This is a genomic window from Niveispirillum cyanobacteriorum, assembly GCF_002868735.1.
GTDB classification, from domain to species: domain Bacteria; phylum Pseudomonadota; class Alphaproteobacteria; order Azospirillales; family Azospirillaceae; genus Niveispirillum; species Niveispirillum cyanobacteriorum.
Map to the genome: position 1 here is coordinate 684,140 of NZ_CP025613.1, position 19,540 is coordinate 703,679.

Annotated in this window: 18 protein-coding genes; 4 read left to right on the plus strand and 14 right to left on the minus strand. The window is 64.5% G+C overall.

Annotated elements, in window-relative coordinates:
• Positions 1 to 5: 5 nt before the first annotated feature.
• The 11 genes from C0V82_RS23875 to C0V82_RS23925 form a co-directional block, all read right to left on the minus strand.
• Positions 6 to 944 (minus strand): 2-hydroxyacid dehydrogenase, encoded by a 939-nt coding sequence (locus C0V82_RS23875; RefSeq protein WP_102114914.1) that lies wholly within the window; start codon positions 942 to 944, stop codon positions 6 to 8.
• Between the two features lie 14 nt (positions 945 to 958).
• Positions 959 to 1,786 carry an alpha/beta fold hydrolase gene (locus tag C0V82_RS23880; RefSeq protein ID WP_102114915.1) on the minus strand — a complete coding sequence of 276 codons (828 nt, stop codon included), beginning with the start codon at positions 1,784 to 1,786 and terminating at the stop codon, positions 959 to 961.
• Between the two features lie 39 nt (positions 1,787 to 1,825).
• Positions 1,826 to 2,611: an ABC transporter ATP-binding protein gene (locus C0V82_RS23885; RefSeq protein WP_211107960.1), complete on the minus strand. Its 786-nt coding sequence runs from the start codon at positions 2,609 to 2,611 to the stop codon at positions 1,826 to 1,828.
• Positions 2,593 to 3,342: an ABC transporter permease gene (locus tag C0V82_RS23890; RefSeq protein WP_102114916.1), complete on the minus strand. Its 750-nt coding sequence runs from the start codon at positions 3,340 to 3,342 to the stop codon at positions 2,593 to 2,595. The genes C0V82_RS23885 and C0V82_RS23890 overlap by 19 nt, the downstream gene beginning before the upstream one ends.
• Positions 3,339 to 3,878, minus strand: coding sequence for a VOC family protein (locus C0V82_RS23895; RefSeq protein WP_102114917.1), 540 nt, complete (start codon positions 3,876 to 3,878; stop codon positions 3,339 to 3,341). The genes C0V82_RS23890 and C0V82_RS23895 overlap by 4 nt, the downstream gene beginning before the upstream one ends.
• 11 nt (positions 3,879 to 3,889) lie before the next feature.
• Positions 3,890 to 4,888, minus strand: a complete 999-nt coding sequence (locus C0V82_RS23900; protein WP_102114918.1) for an ABC transporter substrate-binding protein — start codon at positions 4,886 to 4,888, stop codon at positions 3,890 to 3,892.
• Position 4,889: 1 nt separating this feature from the next.
• Entirely contained in the window at positions 4,890 to 5,798 is a 909-nt protein-coding gene (locus tag C0V82_RS23905) for a fumarylacetoacetate hydrolase family protein (protein ID WP_102115182.1), read from the minus strand.
• 213 nt (positions 5,799 to 6,011) lie between these two features.
• On the minus strand, positions 6,012 to 6,983 hold the full coding sequence (fcl, locus tag C0V82_RS23910) for a GDP-L-fucose synthase (RefSeq protein ID WP_102114919.1): 972 nt from the start codon (positions 6,981 to 6,983) through the stop codon (positions 6,012 to 6,014).
• A 20-nt stretch (positions 6,984 to 7,003) separates the two neighbouring features.
• Positions 7,004 to 8,044 carry a GDP-mannose 4,6-dehydratase gene (gene gmd / locus C0V82_RS23915; protein WP_102114920.1) on the minus strand — a complete coding sequence of 347 codons (1,041 nt, stop codon included), beginning with the start codon at positions 8,042 to 8,044 and terminating at the stop codon, positions 7,004 to 7,006.
• A 132-nt stretch (positions 8,045 to 8,176) separates the two neighbouring features.
• Positions 8,177 to 9,274 carry a glycosyltransferase family protein gene (locus C0V82_RS23920; RefSeq protein WP_102114921.1) on the minus strand — a complete coding sequence of 366 codons (1,098 nt, stop codon included), beginning with the start codon at positions 9,272 to 9,274 and terminating at the stop codon, positions 8,177 to 8,179.
• 55 nt (positions 9,275 to 9,329) lie between these two features.
• Complete coding sequence (locus tag C0V82_RS23925; RefSeq protein WP_102114922.1) at positions 9,330 to 11,027, minus strand: SulP family inorganic anion transporter; 1,698 nt, start codon at positions 11,025 to 11,027, stop codon at positions 9,330 to 9,332.
• A gap of 186 nt (positions 11,028 to 11,213) precedes the next feature.
• Here C0V82_RS23925 and C0V82_RS23930 point away from each other — a divergent pair, with 186 nt between their 5' ends.
• Both C0V82_RS23930 and C0V82_RS23935 read left to right on the plus strand, forming a co-directional pair.
• On the plus strand, positions 11,214 to 12,437 hold the full coding sequence (locus C0V82_RS23930; protein WP_102115183.1) for an ROK family transcriptional regulator: 1,224 nt from the start codon (positions 11,214 to 11,216) through the stop codon (positions 12,435 to 12,437).
• A gap of 72 nt (positions 12,438 to 12,509) precedes the next feature.
• Positions 12,510 to 13,682, plus strand: coding sequence for an AGE family epimerase/isomerase (locus C0V82_RS23935; RefSeq protein ID WP_102114923.1), 1,173 nt, complete (start codon positions 12,510 to 12,512; stop codon positions 13,680 to 13,682).
• Here C0V82_RS23935 and C0V82_RS23940 read toward each other — a convergent pair.
• Positions 13,679 to 14,743 carry a citrate synthase/methylcitrate synthase gene (locus C0V82_RS23940; RefSeq protein WP_102114924.1) on the minus strand — a complete coding sequence of 355 codons (1,065 nt, stop codon included), beginning with the start codon at positions 14,741 to 14,743 and terminating at the stop codon, positions 13,679 to 13,681. The genes C0V82_RS23935 and C0V82_RS23940 overlap by 4 nt on opposite strands.
• A 90-nt stretch (positions 14,744 to 14,833) precedes the next feature.
• Here C0V82_RS23940 and C0V82_RS23945 point away from each other — a divergent pair, with 90 nt between their 5' ends.
• Entirely contained in the window at positions 14,834 to 16,018 is a 1,185-nt protein-coding gene (locus C0V82_RS23945; protein ID WP_102114925.1) for a citrate synthase family protein, read from the plus strand.
• 39 nt (positions 16,019 to 16,057) lie between these two features.
• Complete coding sequence (locus C0V82_RS23950; RefSeq protein WP_102114926.1) at positions 16,058 to 16,498, plus strand: YkvA family protein; 441 nt, start codon at positions 16,058 to 16,060, stop codon at positions 16,496 to 16,498.
• Positions 16,499 to 16,550: 52 nt separating this feature from the next.
• Here the strand turns inward: C0V82_RS23950 and C0V82_RS23955 are convergent, their stop codons facing one another.
• Positions 16,551 to 18,674 carry a sodium-translocating pyrophosphatase gene (locus C0V82_RS23955; RefSeq protein ID WP_102114927.1) on the minus strand — a complete coding sequence of 708 codons (2,124 nt, stop codon included), beginning with the start codon at positions 18,672 to 18,674 and terminating at the stop codon, positions 16,551 to 16,553.
• Positions 18,675 to 19,028: 354 nt separating this feature from the next.
• Positions 19,029 to 19,493 (minus strand): flagellar basal body-associated FliL family protein, encoded by a 465-nt coding sequence (locus C0V82_RS23960; protein WP_102114928.1) that lies wholly within the window; start codon positions 19,491 to 19,493, stop codon positions 19,029 to 19,031.
• Positions 19,494 to 19,540 lie beyond the last annotated feature (47 nt).

Below are 19,540 nucleotides of genomic sequence, written 5' to 3' on the forward strand. Positions count from 1 at the left end.
AGGGATCAATAGCCGCGCGTGCGGTCTACGACATTGTGCAGCGGCTCACCCCGCCGATGACGGTCGATATTGGCTGCCACAATGCGCGATGCGGTGCCCGGGTGGGTCAGGGCAGCCGCGTGCGGCACCAGCGTGATCTTCGGGTGGGTCCAGAAGGGGTGCGAAACCGGCAGCGGTTCCACCGCGAAGACATCCAGCGTCGCCGCCGACAGATGGCCAGCATCCAACAGCGGGATCAGATCATCCTCCACCAGATGCCCGCCGCGCGCGGCATTGATCAGATAAGACCCCCTGGGCAGCGCCGACAGGGTGCGGCGGTTGAGAATGCCGCGCGTCTGGTCGGTCAGGGGCAGCAGGCAGACGAGGATATCCGTCTGGGCCAGGAACGCGTCTAACTGTTCCCGCCCGGCAAAGCCGCGCACGCCGGGAACATCCTTGGCCGTCCGGCTCCACCCCGCCACATCGAACCCGAACCCGGTCAACGCCTTGGCGCAGGCAGCCCCCAGTTCGCCCATGCCCAATATACCGATCCGGCGTTCGGACGGTAGAAGCTGCGGCAACTGCTTCCAGATGCCGGCCCGCTGCTGTGCGGCATAGTCCGGCATGGACCGGTGATAGTGCAGGACCTGCATCACCACAAACTCCACCATGCCGGTGACCAGGGTCGGGTCCACCATGCGCACCAAGGGTATGTCGGCGGGCAGGGTCGTATCGGTCAACACATGCTCGACACCGGCGCCAAGCGAGAAGATCACCTTCAGGTTCGGCAGATCGGACAGGATGCCCGCCGGCTGCTTCCAGACTAAGGCATAGTCGATCTCCGCCTTGTCGCCCGTGTCCGGCCATAGGCGGATGTCGATGCCGGGCCAGGCGGCATTCAAGGCCTCGACCCAGGCTTTCTGGTCCACCGTGGGGCAGGCATAGAGCAGCACGGGCGGCTTCATGGCGATAACCTCTTTCACGCGACGACCGGTTTATATCCGGCGCTGTTGGAATGGACGGACCTGCGACGGCCCTTGAACCCTGCCATCTGCAAAAGGCTCAACAGGCTGTCATTAAATTCGACTGGACGTTCATAGAACACGGAATGGCCCGTGTCCTGCACTTCCACTAGGAAACTGCCCGGCACCTGCGCCTGTACAGCCCGGATGGCATCGACGGGAAAGACAGGGTCTAGGTGCCCAGCAATGAACAGGATAGGGAACCCCAGGTTGCCCAGCAGGGCGGGCGGCACGCTGCGCGGCCAATCACCCTTCAATCCCTTGCGGTCGGTATTGTTGAAACCGGACAGGGCGGCGTAGAGCCATGACAGTTCCGGCTCCCGCACCTTGAACGGCGCACCGAGCACCCGGTCAAGCTGCGCCAGGTCATTGCTGGCCGACCGCGCCGCCGTCATCAGGTCGGCCACATCGCCTTCCTCCGCAACCGCATGCAGGGAGGATGCGATGCACAGGGCTGCAACCCGGGCTGGATGGCGCACGGCGAAATTGATACAGGTCCCCGCCCCCATCGACTGCCCCACCAGCGCCACTCGGTCGAGGCCCAGATGGTCCAGCAATGCGGTCAGATCATCGGCGAAGGCGCTACGGCCCAGGCCGGCCCGATCGGTGGATTTGCCGAAGCCGCGATGGTCGAACAGCACGACCTGATAAGCCTTGGTTAGAACCGGCACCTGCCGGAACCAGATGGCATGATTGCCGCCCACCCCGTGGGCCAGCACAATGGCCGGCCCCTCGCCATGGGTCTCAAAATACAGTTGATCGTCACCAAGAGACAGATAGGGCATTGGAATTCCCCAATTTCAAGAAAGAATGCGGTGGGTGCGTCAGCCGACGCCCATCAGCCGGCTCAACTCCACGACATATTCCCCAAACGCCGCGCTCTCTCGCGTCCGGCTGGGATCGCGCGGGCGGGGAAGGTCGATGGTGACGTCGCGGATGATCCGGCCCGGCCGTTCCGACATCACCAGTACCCGGTCGGACAGCAGCACCGCCTCCGCGATGGAGTGGGTGATCAGAACGACGGTCTTGGCATCCCGCTGCCAGATGCGCAGCAGTTCCATGTTCAGCCGGTCGCGGGTCAGCGCGTCCAGGGCCCCGAACGGTTCATCCATCAGCAGCACGCGCGGATCGCACAGCAACGTCTGGCCGATGGCCACCCGGTGGCGCATACCTCCCGACAACTGGTGCGGGAAATGCTTTTCGAACCCCTTCAGGCCAAGCGTTTCGACCATAGGTCCGATGTCGGCATCGCGCGCCGCGGCCTTGCCACGGCGGATTTCCAGGCCCAGGCGTAAATTCGCCTCGATATTCAGCCAGGGCAGCAGGTTGGAGGTCTGGAACACCACACCAACATCATCGCGGGGGCCGCTGACCCGCCCACCGAAAATGTCGATCCCGCCCTCCTCGCACCCGACCAAGCCCGCCAGGATGCGCAGCAAGGTGCTCTTGCCACAGCCACTGGGACCCAGGATCGAAACGAACTCCCGGTCACGGATATCCGCCGTCACATTCTCCAGCGCCGTCAGGCCGCCAAAGCGCTTGGTCACGCCGTTGATGGCAATGGCCGTCGGGGCCATATCCGCCACGGGCTTCAACCCTGCCGCCACCATACCAGCCTCCCCAATGCCTCGATCAGATAGAACAGGGCCAGTGACAGGCCCGTGACGACCAGCAGGGCCGAAAAGGACAGGGCCGTCTGCGACGACCCCGTGGCGATCAGGATCAGATTGCCAAGGCCATCATTGGACCCGACAAACTCCCCCACGATGGCCCCGATAACGGCCAGCGGCATGGCGACCTTGGCCCCGTCGACAAAGCTGGGCAGGGCCGATGGCACACGTAGCCGCCAGAATGACGCCCAGGGCCTGGCACCCAGCGCCCGGAAATGTTCCTCCAGATGGGCTGGCGTGCTGGCCAGCCCGCCCAGAGTGGTGATGACGATGGGGAAGAAGGCGAACAGGAAGGCCATGGTGACCTTCGATGCCAGCCCATAGCCGCACCAGACAACGATGATGGGCGCCAGCCCGATCTTCGGGATGGATTGCAGCGCCACCACGAACGGGTAAAGCGTGCGCCGGGCCAGCGGCACAAAAAAGATCAGGGCAGCCAGCGCCACGCCCAGGACGGTGGCAAAGGCGAAACCCAATGCCACCTCCCCCAGCGTGACCAGCGAATGCTGCCAGAGCTGAGCCCGCGCCCGCCACGTTTCCTCTGCGATGGCGGAGAGCGAGGGCAGCAGATAGGGTTTCACCTCGAACAGCCGTACCCCGCCTTCCCACAGGATGATCAGGGCGACGCAGAACAGCAGTGCCTCTGCCGCCCGCCGGATCGTGCCGATCATTTCCCCCCTCCCTTTTTAAGCTGTTCGATGCGCGCCGGCGGCGGAACCACGAATTTCTCCAGGTCCCAGCGGTCGAACGTGTGCATCTGTTTGCCGGGCCAGATGGCAGGCGTATGGGGATGATCTTCATCCACCTGGATCATGTCGGAATAGAATTCGACATTGTTGCCGTCCGGGTCCTTGAACACGATGAAGGTGTTGCCGCCCGGCCCGTGCCGCCCGTACCCCCGGTCGATGGGTACACCACGATCCATCAGGAAGGCGGTAATCTTCTCCATCTCCGCCATATCGGCGACCTGATAGCTGAAATGCTCCACCGGGGACGTGGCCGGGTCGTGCCTGGCTGCTTGGTCCGGCGGCATCTGCAACAGGGCCAGATCGTGATGATCAGTACCGGCCCGCAGAAAGACCATGTGCCCGTCGATCCAGTCGGACACTTCCAGCCCGACAATATCACGGTAGAAAGCCAGCGATGCCTGGATATCCCGCACCTTCAGCACCAGATGGCCGAGCTTCAGCGGCTTGGGTCGAAACATGGGAATGCTCCTCATGGCTGCGGCAGATAATCGGTGGTGAACACCTCGCTGACCTTCACATCCGCCTTCAGCCCGTAGGCACCGCGCAGGAAGTCGAGCGTGCCGGCCACGCGGTCCGGCTCCATCCAGCCGGCGCGAGCCTGCCGCTTCAGCAAAGCGCCGGTTTCCAGCAATTGCTGCTTGGTGATGGCCGCATCCAGCACAGGGTAATGTTTCAGCATCACCGCCACCGCCGCGTCGGGATCGGCCAGAGCGGCGGCATAGCCGCGATATGTCGCCTTCAGAAAGGCGCGCACCTGTTCGGGCCGTTCCTTGATCACCTTGTCGCTGGTGATCAGGCCATTGCCATAAATGTCCAGGTTGAAGTCGGAATAGGCGAGCCAGCCCAGGCTCAGCCCCGCCTCTTCCGCCCGGCGGCGGAACAAAGGTAACGAGTTGCCCAGCCAGCATTCGCCCGCATCGATCTTGCCCTCTACGAGGGAGGCGACGACGACGGCGGGATCCAACTGCATCAGCGTGACCTCACCCTTTTCCACCCCGTTCTTTTCCAGCCAGGCCGGAACCAGCACCTGCATGGGGGAGTTCTGGCCACCGCCGACCACCATGCCGGCCAGATCGGCGGGGCTTTCGACCTTGTGCCGTTCCTTGATAAAGCATAGGCCGGCGGGCCAGCGGTCGCTGATGGCACCGATCATGCGGGCCGTACCACCATTGGCACGGTTCAGGATCACGGCCAGGGGATCGGCATAGCCGAACTGAAACATGCCCTGGTCCAGCTCATTGGCGGTGCGGATGCCGCCGAATCCGCGCACGGCCTCCACCGCCAGCCCTTCCTCGGCATAGAAACCTTTGTCGATGGCAAGGATGACCCCGGCCATGCTGCCCTGGGGCAGCCAGGACATGTTGAACGTGACCTTCTCCGCCTCGCGGCTTTCCTCCCCGCATCCGCCCAGCAACAGGCCGGCGGTGAGCAGGGTGGCGGCGGTCACTATGCGGACAAGCTCGCGCATCTCAGCCCTCCGCGATCACGGGATTGGCAATTTCGCCGACATGCTCGATACCGGCCACCATGCGGTCGCCCGGCTTCAGGAAGATACCGCGCGCCATACCCACACCGGCGGGCGTGCCCGTGGCCAGCAGGTCGGTGGGGCGTAGTTCCAGCAGGCGCGACAGATAGGCGATCTGTTCGAATGTGTTGAAAATCATGTCGCCGCTGGTTCCGTCCTGCATCATCTCCCCATTCACGGACAGGGTCAGGCGCAGGCGGTGCAGGTCGGGCACGCAGGATTTCGGCACGAACCAGGGGCCGACGGGCGTGAAACTGTCAAAACTCTTGCCCCGGAACCAGTCATGGCTAAAGGGGAAGTCGGTGCGGCGCGTCAGATCGCGGGCCGAGATATCGTTGACCACGACATATCCCGCGATATGGTCCAGGGCGTGGGCCTCGGAGATGCGGCGGCCGGCCTTGCCGATGACCACACCCAATTCCACCTCCCAATCCACCTTCTGGCTTTCGGGCGGCAGGACCACGGGTTCATCGGGGCCGATGATGCTGGATTGGGACTTCATGAAGACGAAAGGCGTGCTGTCCACCTTGGCCGCCAGCTTCGTCTCCATCTCCGCCGCATGCTCGATGTAATTCGAAGCGGCGCCGAAGATGCGAAACGGCTGGAACGGGACGGCGGTACGCGGAACCTTTGTCAGCACGACATTCCCCTGCCGCGCGCGATTATCGGCATCGACAGCCAGACGGTCGATCCGGGCTTCCATTTCACCCCAACGGCGAATGATACCCGTTACCGACAGGCGGCCCAACTCACCGGCATCCGGAAGGGCCGAGAGCAGAACGGCCCCGTCGGGCAGGACCAATGCTGCCAGACCGTCGGCATGTTCAAGCGTGGCAAGGGCATACCAGGACATGACTTCCCCCTTGGCCGCCCGGCCCTGCCGGCGGCGTGATTGGATCAAATGGGTGAGGTTGCGTGGGGGAAGTGTCGCGCCGTCACCCCACCAGAACAAGCATAGGGATGCTATTGCGGAAGGTGATTTTGTTATAACGGGGGAGTGGAACGCAAAAGGCCGGACAACCATCGCTGTCCGGCCTTCCGTCATTCAATCAGAAAACGGTGGGGATCAGATGCCCCGCAGCCCGCCCTTGGCCCCTTCTTCCAGGAACCATTCGTAGGTGAGGCGAAGCCCCTCAGCCAGACTGGTCTTGGCAGTCCAACCCAGCTTGGCCAGCTTGGAATTGTCCATCAGCTTACGCGGGCTGCCGTCCGGCTTGGTCGCATCAAACGCGAACCGGCCCTGCCAACCGACGGTTGCGGCCACTTGTTCAGCCAGCGTGCGGATCGACACTTCCTGACCGGTGCCAATATTCACATGGTCATAGCCGCTGTAATTCTTCAGCAGGAAGACCAGACCGTCGGCCAGATCATCAACATAGAGAAATTCACGCAGCGGCTTGCCCGTACCCCAGATCGTGACCTCGTTCAGCTTGTCGCGCTTGGCATCGTGCAGCCGGGCCATCAGGGCCGGCAGCACATGGCTGCCCTGGGGATGAAAGTTATCACCGATACCGTAAAGGTTGGTCGGCATAGCGGAGATATAGTCGCAGCCATGCTGCTTGCGGTAGGCTTGGCACAGCTTGATGCCCGCGATTTTCGCGATCGCGTACCATTCATTGGTCGGCTCCAGCGGGCCGGTCAGCAATGCATCCTCTGTCATCGGCTGCGGTGCCAGCTTTGGATAGATGCAGGACGACCCTAGGAACAGCAGCTTCTCGACATTGTTGCGGAACGACGCCTGGATGATGTTCGTCTCGATCATCAGGTTGTCGTAAAGGAAATCTGCCGGATAGCTGTTATTGGCCATGATGCCGCCGACCTTGGCCGCAGCCACCACGACGGCGTCCGGCTTGTTGACGGCGACCCATTCCTCCACCGGCGCCTGACGGGTCAGGTCCAGCGTATTACGACCGGCCGTCAGAACGGTGCAGCCTTCGGATTGCAGGCGGCGCACAACGGCGCCACCGACCATGCCACGATGGCCGGCGACCCAGACGCGCTTGCCTGTCAAGTCATAGGGCTTCAGTTCGCTCATCATCCGTTCCTTTGGGGCACCAATCAGGCCAGCAGCTTCACGTCAGACAGAACCATGTCCTTCACCAGATCAGGGAAGGAGGTTGTGTGGGTCCAGCCCAGCTTTTCCTTGGCCTTGGCCGGATCGCCCAGCAGCAGATCAACCTCGGTCGGGCGGAAATAGCGCGGGTCGATGCGGACCAGGACAGCGCCGGTGGCGGCGTCGCGACCGATCTCATCCACGCCCTCCCCGCTCCATTCGATATTCTTGCCGACATGGCCGAAGGCACGTTCCACGAATTCGCGCACCGTGTGCGTTTCGCCCGTGGCCAGCACGTAATCCTCAGCCTTTTCCTGCTGCAGGATGCGCCACATGCCTTCGACATAGTCGCGGGCATGGCCCCAGTCGCGCTTAGCGTCCAGGTTACCCAGATACAGGCAATCCTGCTTGCCATGATGGATGGCGGCCACGGCGCGGGTGATCTTGCGCGTCACAAAGGTTTCACCGCGGATCGGGCTTTCATGGTTGAACAGGATGCCGTTGCTGGCATGCATGCCATAGGCTTCGCGGTAATTCACCGTGATCCAATAGGCATAGAGCTTGGCAGCGGCATAGGGGCTGCGCGGATAAAACGGCGTCGTCTCCCGCTGCGGCACTTCCTGCACCAGACCATACAGCTCTGACGTGGAGGCCTGATAGAAGCGTGTCTTATCTTCCAGCTTCAGGATGCGGATCGCTTCCAACAGGCGCAGCGTGCCAATACCGTCGGCATTGGCAGTATATTCCGGGGTCTCGAAGCTGACCTGGACGTGGCTTTGTGCGGCCAGATTATAGATCTCGTCCGGCTGGGTTTCCTGCACGATGCGGATCAGGTTGGTGCTGTCAGTCAGGTCGCCATAATGCAGCTGGAAACGGACGTCCTTTTCATGGATGTCCTGATACAGATGATCGATGCGGGCCGTGTTCAACGAGGAGGAGCGGCGCTTCAACCCATGGACGATATAGCCCTTGGACAGCAGCAGTTCCGACAGATAGGCACCATCCTGGCCGGTGACGCCGGTGATCAAGGCAACCTTACGCGACATGCTTCTACTCTCCGGGGCGATGGTTGGCCCACCGCCGTTAAAGGAACCGCCTGACCGCCCCGCCAGCGGCAAACAAACCGTGCTTCTACCGCGTCGCGGCAGAATTGTGAACCCACGCCGAACGCGAAGCCGTTACGCCCCCAGCGTCTCCAGCGCCTGGAACACCGCGTCGGCATCGCCGACATCCGTGCGGATATATCGCTGACCCTCGCGCTGACCCTCACGGCAGATCAGGTCGACATCTGATTCCGGGGACCCGACATAGAGCACATCCTTGCCCGACGCGATGCAGCCATAGGTCTTGGACGGAATGACATAGGCCACAAACCCGTCGCGCAGGGTGATCAGATGCGCATCGGGAGTGACCAGCAGGCGGCCCAGGTCCCCGAACGGCACGGGACGACCACGCGCCACGGGCAGGCCCTCATCCTTCAACCTTTGTTCCACCACATCGGCCCCGGCGCCGATGGCATTCAGCCACAGACCAACGGTGCCGCTGCCGGAGCGATGGTGGCGGATATAGGCGTCGATAAAGGTGTCAGTATCGTGCGCCACACCCCAATTGCCGGAATAGAGCAGGATTTTTTTGCCCGTCAGCTCCGCAGGGACGGCCAGCGGCACCTCATCGCCTTTGAGTTCCACGGGCGGCGGGTCACGCTTCAGCACGATGTTATCGGCGGGGATGCCATATCGGCGCAGCAGGCGGACCTGATCCTCTCCCGATGCCTCAAACATCTGCACCCGGCGGCGCAGCCAGATGGTCAGAGCCAGGGCCGCGTCCAGAACCTTGGACGGCTTGGCCCGCGAGGCAATCAGGCATTCGGGATGGAAATCCGCGATCCGATAAATCAGCTTTTTGCGCAATACGACATTCAGCGGCACCAGAAAATGCAGCAGGAAGGGCGGCGACCCGGTGAACAGAACCTCATCTGCCGCTGACAGGTATTTCCAGGCCCGGCTGATCAGCATGGCATTGGTGCGCACGGTCCAGGCCAGGCGGCGGCCCAGGCTTGCGCGGTCCAGCGGCGGGGCCGGCAGGCGCAGGGTGCGGACGGTGCCAGGGCCAACCGTCTCTTCGGTCAGGTTGGCCTCGTTGCCCGAGGTCAAACCCACAAGGGTGACGTCATAGCCCAGTGCCGCGCGTTCACGGCAATGCATTACGGCATATTGGCCGACGGCGCCGAAATCAGGCGGCAGCCAGTCGCACAGGTAAACAAGCTTGGTCATCATCAACCGGATCGGGATCGGTACAAGCGCGGCATTGACCGCGAAAGCGGCACTGCTGTCAATCCGCCCCGCTCGCCGGGCTGCCTCCCGCGCTGGTACCGGAACCTTCGGAGAGGAGATGCTTTGCCTCCGCCTTGGCCCGCGCGATATCGGCGGTGAAGATCACCGGCCCCTTGCGGTGGCGCAGGCCCAGTCCGCGCAGCACGCCCAGCGGTTGGCGCTGTACCCCGGCCATCACCACATGCGCCCCGCGCTTGGCCGCGCGCGCCACCAGGGTGGACAAGGCGTCGGCACCCGTGGCGTCCAGCATGGGCACCGCATTCATGTCTAAGATCAGGACACGCGGCGCGCCGCCGGTCCGGTCCAGCACATCCAGCAGCTTACGTGCAGCCCCGAAGAACATTGGCCCGTCGATACGGTAAAGGGCGGCCCCGGCGGGCAGACCCTTGGCAAGGCCGGGCTGTTCGCCACTGTCCGACACGGCCACGCTTTCCGACATGCGGTGCATGAACAGAACGGCGGCCAGCAGCACCCCGACCTCAATCGCCACCGTCAGGTCGATGGCGATGGTCAGGGTGAAGGTGGTCAGTAGCAGCACCCGGTCGCTGATGGGGGCGGTGCGCAGGGCATGCAGGAAGCGCCCCGCATCGCTCATGTTCCAGGCCACGACCACGAGCACGGCGGCCAGCACGGCCAGCGGCACGAAGGCCGCCAACCCGCTGAAACCCAGCATGAACAGCAGCAGGAAAACGGCATGCAGCATGCCCGACACGGGCGACCGGGCACCGGAGCGGATATTGGTCACGGTGCGGGCAATGGCCCCGGTCGCCGGCAGCCCACCCACCAGGGCCGACGCCGTATTGGCCACCCCCTGGGCCAGCAATTCGGCATTGGGACGATGCCGCCGCCCTGTCATCCCATCCGCCACGACCGCCGACAGCAGCGACTCGACCCCTGCCAGAAAAGCAATGGTCAATGCCGCGGGCAGCAGGGTGCGCAGCTTCACCCACGTAATATCCGGCATCACCGGCATCGGCAGATGATCAGGGATACCCCCGAATTTTGAGCCGATGGTTTCGACCGGCAGGCCCAGGGCGAAGGCCGCGACGGAGCCCAACACGACCGCTACCAGAAACCCCGGTATCTTCGGCGCCCAGCGACGCAGGCCCAGGATCAGGGCCAACGCTCCCAGGCCCACCAGGGCAGCCACCCCCACCGTGTCACGCGCAAACCAGAAGGCAGGCCATTTATCAATGAACTCCGCCGGGACCGCCCCCATTGACAGGCCCAGCAGGTCCTTGATCTGACTTGAAAAGATGATGACGGCGATGCCGGCGGTGAAACCGGTGACCACGGGTTCGGGGATGTACTTGATCCATTGCCCCAGGCGCAGCAGGGCGGCGGCCATCAGGATTACCCCCGCCATCAAGGTCGCCAGCACCAGACCATCATAGCCATGCTGGTTGATCACCCCGACCACGACGACGACAAACGCCCCCGTCGGTCCCCCGATCTGCACCCGGCTGCCGCCCAACGCCGAAATCAGGAACCCCGCCACCACGGCGGTGACCAACCCTTTGTCCGGCGTCGTCCCCGACGCAATCGCCAGCGCCATGGCCAACGGCAGCGCTACGATGGCCACCGTCAGCCCGGCAATGGCATCGGCCCGCAGTGCAGCAAGGCCGTAACCTTCGCGCAGAGTGGTGACCAGCTTGGGGAGGAGTTCGCGGGTCAGAGGAACAGGGGTGGCGCTCATGGGCGGCCTCACAAAACAACATTTCAATTTATGTAGTTCTGTGAGGTTCCGCCTTTTGGATGGTGTTAGTCAAGATCGCTATGCGTGAAGCGGCAGGTGGCGGCACGCCGCCATTGCCCTCCGCCCCCCGCCAGCGTATTCCAGAAGCATCCACCCCCGCGCATGCCCGAAAGCCGCCCCCCGCCCATGTCCCAGCCGTCTGATCCCTCCCCCGCCATCCCCGCTGCCGTGGGGGCCAGCCTGTCGGGGACCAACCTGGAGCGGGCGGGGGACCATAATCAGCGGGTGACGTTGCAGGCGATCCGGGTGGGTGGGCCCATCACGCGGGCTGATCTGGCGGAGATTACCGGGCTGACGGCACCGGCCATCGCAAATATCACCAAGCGTCTGCTGGCCGAAGGGTTGATCCTGGAGGCCGGAAGACTGCTGGGACAGCGCGGACAGCCGGCCATGAAGCTGGCCATCAATCCCGATGGCTGCTTTTCCATCGGCGTCAATATCGACCGCGACCATATCACTCTGGTGGTGCTGGACCTTCTGGGTCAGGTACGGGCGCGGGCCACGCGGGAGGTGGATTTCGCCCTACCGGATGAGGTGGCGGAGTTTGCGCGCACCGAACTGTCGGCCATCCTGGCCAAGGGTACCATCAAGGCCAAGCGCCTGATCGGGCTGGGGGTGGCCCTGCCCGACGATCTGGGACGGGTGCATCTGCCGCATCAGCCGGATGAGTATGAGGTCTGGAACCAGACCGATATCCCGTCGCTGTTCACGGGCCTGCCGGCCCTGCCCATCTTCGTGGAGAATGACGCGACGGCGGCGGCTCTGGGCGAAGCACAGTTCGGCCTGGGCCTGCGCCATCCCAGCTTTTTCTATCTGCTGATCAGCCGAGGGCTGGGCGGTGGGCTGGTCCTGGATGGGCAGTATTTCCGGGGGGCCGACGGGCGCGCGGGCGAGATCGGATTCCTGCCCGTACAGCATCCGGCAACCAAGGCGGCGGCATTGCAGGATGCCGTGTCGCTGTCGGCCCTGTTCGATCACATGGCGGCACGCGGTCACCGCGTGACACAGCCCGACGATCTTCTGTCTCTGAACGGGGCGGGCAAGGCGGCCCTGGCGGACTGGATCACCCTGGCAGCGGATCTGCTGACCGGCCCGATGCTGGCCATTTCCTGCCTGATCAACCCGCAGGCCTTGTTCATCGGCGGGCGGTTGCCGGCACCGCTGGTGGATGAACTGGCGGTGGCGGTGAATGCCCGCATGCAGGCGGGCCGGGGACAGGTGCCGATCCTGGCCCCCCTGCGCCGCGCCGCCATGGCCGCCGATGCGCCCGCCGTCGGGGCGGCCATCCTGCCCTTCAACCAGCGGCTGCTGCCGGGCCGTTCGGTCCTGATGAAAACCGCCGAAGAATAGGCAACAATGGGAGCGACGGGACGTTGTTGGCGATAGCCTGCCACCCGACCGGAAACCCCGAGGATCAAGCCCATGTTCGCATCCCCCCTCTATGAGGCGGCCCGCCGCCGTGACGCCCTGGTGACATGGGCCGTTGAGTATGCCTTCCCTCTGTGGTGGGATGCAGGATACGACCATGCGCGCGATGGTTTTCATGAGAAACTGGACAAGGCCGGGCAGCCGGTGGACCTGCCCCGACGGGCGCGGGTGCAGCCACGACAGATTTATGCCTATGCCACGGCCCCTGCCCTTGGTTGGGAAGGACCGGCGGGCAGCATCGTACATCGGGCCCTGGATGCCTATCTGGCGCGCTACCGCCGCGAGGATGGCCTGTTCCGCACGCTGGTGGCGGCGGATGGCGGGGTGCTGGATGACAGCACTGACCTGTATGATCAGGCCTTCGCCCTGTTCGCGCTGGCCCATGCGTCCCGCGCGCTGAACAAGCGGGCGGAACTGGAGCCGATGGCCACGGCGCTGCGCGTCATGCTGATCGGGCGCTGTGGCCGTCAGGGCGGCTTCGCACTGCTCGCCCCCGATGCCCTGCCCCTGCAATCAAACCCCAACATGCATCTGCTGGAGGCATCGCTGGCCTGGGAAGAGGCGGGCGGGGACATACGCTGGACTGCCATGGCCGACGGCATCGCCGAACTGGCCCTCGCGCGCTTCATTGACCCGGTTACCGGCGCGCTGCGGGAGTTTTTTGATGCGGGCTGGCATCCGGCGGCTGGTGAGGCTGGGCGGATCGTGGAGCCGGGGCACCAGTTCGAATGGGCCTGGTTGCTGCTGCGCTGGGGTCGGGCGCGGGACCGGACTGATGGCACCCGCGCCGGTCTGCGGCTGCTGGAGATTGGGGAGACGCATGGGGTCGATCCCGCGCGGGGCGTGGCGTTCAACAGTCTGTTGGATGATTTCTCCATCCATGACCATACCGCCCGTCTGTGGCCACAGACGGAGCGGTTGAAGGCTGCCTTGCTGGCCGCCGAAATCACGGGCGAGGAACAATACTGGACCCAGGCCGCGAAGGCGGCGGATGGATTGTCCCTCTATCTGAACACGCCCGTCAAAGGCCTGTGGTGGGACCGGCTGTCGCCCGACGGTACCTTCGTGGACGAGCCGGCCCCGGCCAGCAGCTTTTATCACATCATCTGCGCCATCGCGGAGTTCGACCGCGTGGTGACAGAGGCGGGCATAAAGAGGCCCGCTTAAGCCGCCATCGGCCCCACATAGCGCGAGGCGGGACGCATCAGACGGCCCGTGGCCTCCTGCTCCATGACATGCGCGCTCCAGCCGGCAACGCGACCCATAGCGAAGATCGGCGTGAACAGGTCACGGTGCAGGCCGACGGCATCCAGCAGCAGGGCCGTGTAGAACTCCACATTGGTTTCCAGCGGACGGTCGGGCCGGTGGGCGGCCAACGCCGAAAGAGCCGCACGCTCCACCTGTTCGGCCAGCTCGATGCGCGGGCTGCGCAGGGGGCGGACAGCGACCTTCAGCACCTCCGCACGCGGATCGCGGACGCGGTAGATGCGGTGGCCGAAGCCCATCAAGCGGCGGCCCGCCGCCAGTTCGCCGGCGATCCAGGCGGGGGCGGCGTCCGCACTGCCGATGGCGTCCAGCATGTCCAGCACGGGGCCGGGCGCACCGCCATGCAGCGGACCCTTTAGGGCACAGAGGCCGGCCACCACGCTGCTGACCATGCCGGCGCGGGTGGAGGCGACGATGCGGGCGGCGAAGGTGGAGGCGTTCAGGCCATGGTCGCTGACCGTCACCAGATAGGTGTCGAGCGCGCGCGCCAAGGCCGGGTCCGCGACACGCCCCGTCATCATGCGCAGGAAATCCGCCGCATGGCCGGCGGTCGGGTCGGGGGCGATGGGTTCCAGGCCCTGGGCATGGCGCACCCGGGCCGCGATGAAGACGGGCACGGCCGCCACCACGCGCACCGCATCATCCGCCGCCGCGCCATCAGGCAGCGATGACAGCATGAGGCGCAGCGCCTCCACATCACTTAATCCCGCGGCCGCGGGTAGCAGGGTGGGCAGGTGGGCGGCCACGGCCACCCGCGCCCGACCGATGGCATCGCGCAGGGCATCGGGCCGGCCGCCCAGCGGATGGAAACCCTGCCAGAGCAAGGCCGTGATCCCTTCGAAATCCAGGGTCTGCGCCGCGCGTTCCACGGGCAGACCGCGCAGGATGAGTTCGCCTGCCGCCCCATCCACATGGCTCAATACGGTTTCGGCGGCGATGATCCCATCCAGTCCGGTCGTCATTTCCGGCTCCTTCCAGCTTGTTGTATCCTGGACAGGGTTGGACAGGGCAGATATACAGTCAATATTGATTCAATAAATCAATATATCATTATGACCGCACCCCTGACCCTGTCCGCCAAGGAAGCCGCCGCCGAGCTGGGCGTCAGCCTGGCCACGCTTTACGCCTATGTCAGCCGGGGCCTGATCCGGTCAGAGGCGCCGGCGGGCGGGCGCACGCGGCTATACCGGGCCGAGGATGTCCGCGCCTTGGTGACCCGGCGCGACCGGCCCGTTGAGGCCGCCAGCGACCGGGCGCTGGATTGGGGCGCACCTGTCCTGGAATCGGCCATTACCCTGATCACGGGCGACGGGCTTTATTATCGCGGGCGGGATGCCGGCGATCTGGCCGCCAGCGCCACGCTGGAGGCGGTAGCCAGCCTGCTGTGGGACAGCACGGAGGATGCTTTCGCGGAGGAACCGCCCGTCCTGCCCGCCTTTGCCAACCTGCCGCCCGGACTGGACCCGCTGGACCGGCTTTTGTCGTTGCTGCCACTGGCGGCGGCGGGCGACCTGCGGTCCGTGAACCGCACACCGGCAGGACTGGCGCGGACGGGTGCCCGCATCCTGCGCCTGATCGCGGGCATCCTGACAGGCACCAACCCCTCCGCGCTGCCCCTGCATCAGCAACTGTGCGGCGCCTGGGGTGTGGCAGGACCGGGGGCGGAGCTGATCCGGGCGGCACTGGTCCTATGTGCGGATCATGAACTGAACGCCTCCGCCTTTACCGTGCGCTGCGTTGCCTCCACCGGGGCCAGCCCCTATGCCGCCCTGTCGGCGGGAATCGGCGCCCTGCGCGGCCCCCGCCATGGTGGGATGACAGCGCGGGTGGCGGCCATCCTGCCGGGCCTGCTGGACGCGCCCGACCCGGCACAGGCCCTGGCCGCCCATCTGGCGCGCGGGGATGAGCTGCCGGGATTTGGCCATCCACTTTATGCCAGGGGCGATGTTCGGGCAGCCTGGATGTTGAAGCGGATGGCGGCGATCTGGGGGGCCGATACCCGTATGCGCCGCGCCATGGCCCTGGCCCGCACCGCGACGGAGATGGCGGGGACGCCACCGACCATCGATTTCGCGCTGGTCCTGCTGGCCGACCGTCTGGGACTGCCGCCGCATGCGCCCATTACTATCTTCACCCTGGGGCGCAGTGCGGGATGGGTGGCGCATCTTCTGGAACAGGTGCGGTCAGGTGTCCTGATCCGGCCGCGCGCCCGCTACACAGGGGTGCGGCCTGCCTGACCCCTTGCCCAGACGCGGTATCTTCGCCATATCCAGGGCATGAGCGAGCCCGCTGATAAATATAGTGAGAAAGCCCTACGCATCGATCCGATCAAGATGCGCAGCGATGCCGACCTTGTCCGCCGCCGCTTCTGGGACAAGCTGCGCGGCAGTCTTGCCCGTATACCCTTTGCCGACCGCGTCATCGCCGCCCGCTATGCCGCCACCGACCCGGCCACACCGCTTCGTGACAAGGCAGTGCTGCTGGGGGCGCTGGCATACTTCATCATGCCAGTGGATGCGGTCCCGGATTTCGTCACCTTGCTGGGCTTCACCGACGATCTGGCTGTCCTGACACTGGCCCTGCGTACGGCTGCTGGCTCCATCCGCGAGGAACACCGTCAGCAGGCCCGCGCCTGGCTGGATGGGCATTCAGTCAGCACGGCCAAGGCCGAGGATGTGGCGAAGGGGCCGATCATCGACCATGACGGGCGGGCATGAAAAAACCCCGGCCTGTCACCAGACCGGGGCTTATCAAGTGCATGCGTAACGCTTAGCCGTGGGCCAGGATGGCCAGCAGCAGCAGCGCCACAATGTTGGTGATCTTGATCATCGGGTTCACGGCGGGGCCTGCCGTGTCCTTATAGGGATCGCCCACGGTGTCACCGGTCACGGCCGCCTTGTGTGCGTCCGAACCCTTGCCGCCATGGTGCCCCTCTTCGATGTATTTCTTGGCATTGTCCCAGGCGCCGCCGCCCGACGTCATCGAGATGGCGACGAACAGGCCCGTGACGATCACGCCCAGCAGCATGGCGCCAACGGCGCTGAACGCCGCCCCCTTGCCCGCGATCGCGGCCACAATGAAATACAGGACCACCGGGGCCAGCACCGGCAGCAGCGAGGGAATGATCATCTCCTTGATCGCGGCCTTGGTCAGCATGTCCACGGCGCGGCCATAGTCCGGCTTGGACGTCCCGGCCATGATGCCCTTATCCTCCCGGAACTGACGGCGCACCTCTTCCACCACAGAGCCGGCGGCGCGACCCACGGCGGTCATGCCCATGGCGCCGAACAGATAGGGCAGCAGGCCGCCGAGGATCAGACCGACGACGACATAGGGGTTGGCGAGGCTGAAATCCACCGTCACCCCATCGAAATAGGGGTAGGTGCCGGCATTGGCGATGAAGAACTTCAGATCCTCATTATAAGCCGCGAACAGCACCAGGGCACCCAGACCGGCGGAACCGATGGCATAGCCCTTGGTGACGGCCTTTGTCGTGTTGCCCACGGCGTCCAGCGCGTCGGTGGTGACGCGCACATCCTTGGGCAGGTCGGCCATTTCGGCGATGCCGCCGCCATTGTCGGTGACGGGGCCATAGGCATCCAGCGCCACGACCATGCCAGCCACGGCCAGCATGCTGGTCACCGCGATGGCGATGCCGAACAATCCTGCCAGCAGGAAGCAGGCGATAATGGCGACACAGATCACCAAAGCCGGCAGGGCCGTCGATTCCATCGACACGGCCAAGCCCTGAATGACGTTGGTGCCGTGCCCGGTCGTGGAGGACTGTGCCACCGACTTTACAGGGCGGTAGTTCGTGCCCGTGTAGTATTCGGTGATCCAGACGATCAGGCCAGTGACGGCCAGACCGACCACACCGCAATAGAACAGGTGCCGGCCTGTGAAGGTCACACCATCACCCGTGGTGAAGACGGTCTGGAACCCTTCGGGCAGCACATAATGCGTCACGCCGCCGATGGCGACCAGTGACAGCAGGCCACAGGCGATGAAGCCCTTGTACAGCGCGCCCATGATGTTGTTGGACGAGCCCAACTTCACGAAGTAAGTGCCGATGATGGAGGTGATGATGCACGCCCCGCCAATGGCCAGCGGATAGACCAGGGCCGACGACAGCACGCCCTGACCGGCAAAGAAGATGGAGGCCAGCACCATGGTGGCCACAACGGTGACGGCATAGGTTTCGAACAGGTCGGCAGCCATGCCCGCGCAGTCGCCGACATTGTCACCGACATTGTCGGCGATGACGGCGGGGTTGCGCGGGTCATCTTCCGGGATTCCGGCCTCGACCTTGCCCACCAAATCGGCACCCACGTCGGCACCCTTGGTGAAGATGCCGCCGCCCAGGCGCGCGAAGATGGAGATCAGCGAGGCGCCAAAGCCGAGCGCGACCAGCGCGTCGATCAGTTCACGGCCCGTGACGCCCATGGAGGTCAGCACGAAGTAATAGCCGGCGACACCCAGCAGGGCCAGGCCCGCCACCAGCATGCCGGTCACGGCACCGGCGCGGAAGGCCAGCGACAGGCCCTGGGCCAGACCCTGACGCGAAGCCTCTGCCGTACGGACATTGGCGCGCACGGAGATATTCATGCCGATATAGCCGGCGGCGGCGGACAGGACCGCGCCGATGATGAAGCCGATGGCAACCTTGGCACCCAGCAGCACACCGACCAGCACCGCAATCACGACTCCGACAATGCCGATGGTCGTGTATTGACGGTTCAGATAGGCACCCGCACCGATCTGGATGGCGTGGGCGATTTCCTGCATGCGGGCATTGCCCGGACTGGCGGAGAGCACGGCACGGGCCGTTACCAGCCCATAAAGAATGGCCAGCACCCCACATGCCAGCACGAAGTACAGCACTTGCGTGGTCATGTCGTTTCCTTACCCTGTTGAAGATGCCGCTTCTGTTTTTCTGACCGGACGGCCGGCGGCATTAGGCGGGCGCAAGCATGCCATGCGTTTTTGAATGCGGCAATACGCCACCATTAACCAGACTTGCACTTTGCACTGCGGCATTGCAGTGCGGGATGATTCGGACGCGGATGCGGCAGCGTCCGTGCAACATGATGAAACAGAAAACAGAGGGCTGTTTCACGGAGGCAGGCCTTTCCCCGCTCCGAAAGCCGATGGCTCCGAAGGGGGGCAGGCGCAGCAGGGGCGTTAATATGGGCAGTCTAACAGAAGGGCGGCAGCGGGTCAGCAGTGCCGACGCAGTGCCGCCGGCTCTTAATAAACCGGTCGTTGGCTGACCGACTGAATCAGCACGTCATGCACGACGCCGGGGCCCAGCACCTTGTCCGTGGTTTCCATCAGCTTGGTCTTCAGGGCGGGAATGTTCAGGACCTGGCCGTCGATCACCTGCCCCTTGTCGATGCCACCATAAAGGGCCTGGACATAGGCATCGACCAGACGGGGGCTTTGCACGCGGACTTGTTCGCGGATCGTGTCGTCATCCACTTCCAGGCTGACCGTGACCATGATGTTCTGTTCGACCGTCTTGGCGCCCATGACGGGCACGATCATCGGCCCCACCTGCACGAAGACGGGGGGACCCGTGCGCTCCTTCTTCTTGGGCGCTTCTTCTACATGCTCGCCTTCCTTGTGCGGCTTCGGCCCAAACATGACATAGCCGCCGACACCGGCGCCGATCAGCACCAGCAAGGCCAGGACAAGCAGGATGATTTTCTTCATGGAACAGACGCCCCTTCAACAGACGGACGCATTATAGCACCCCGACG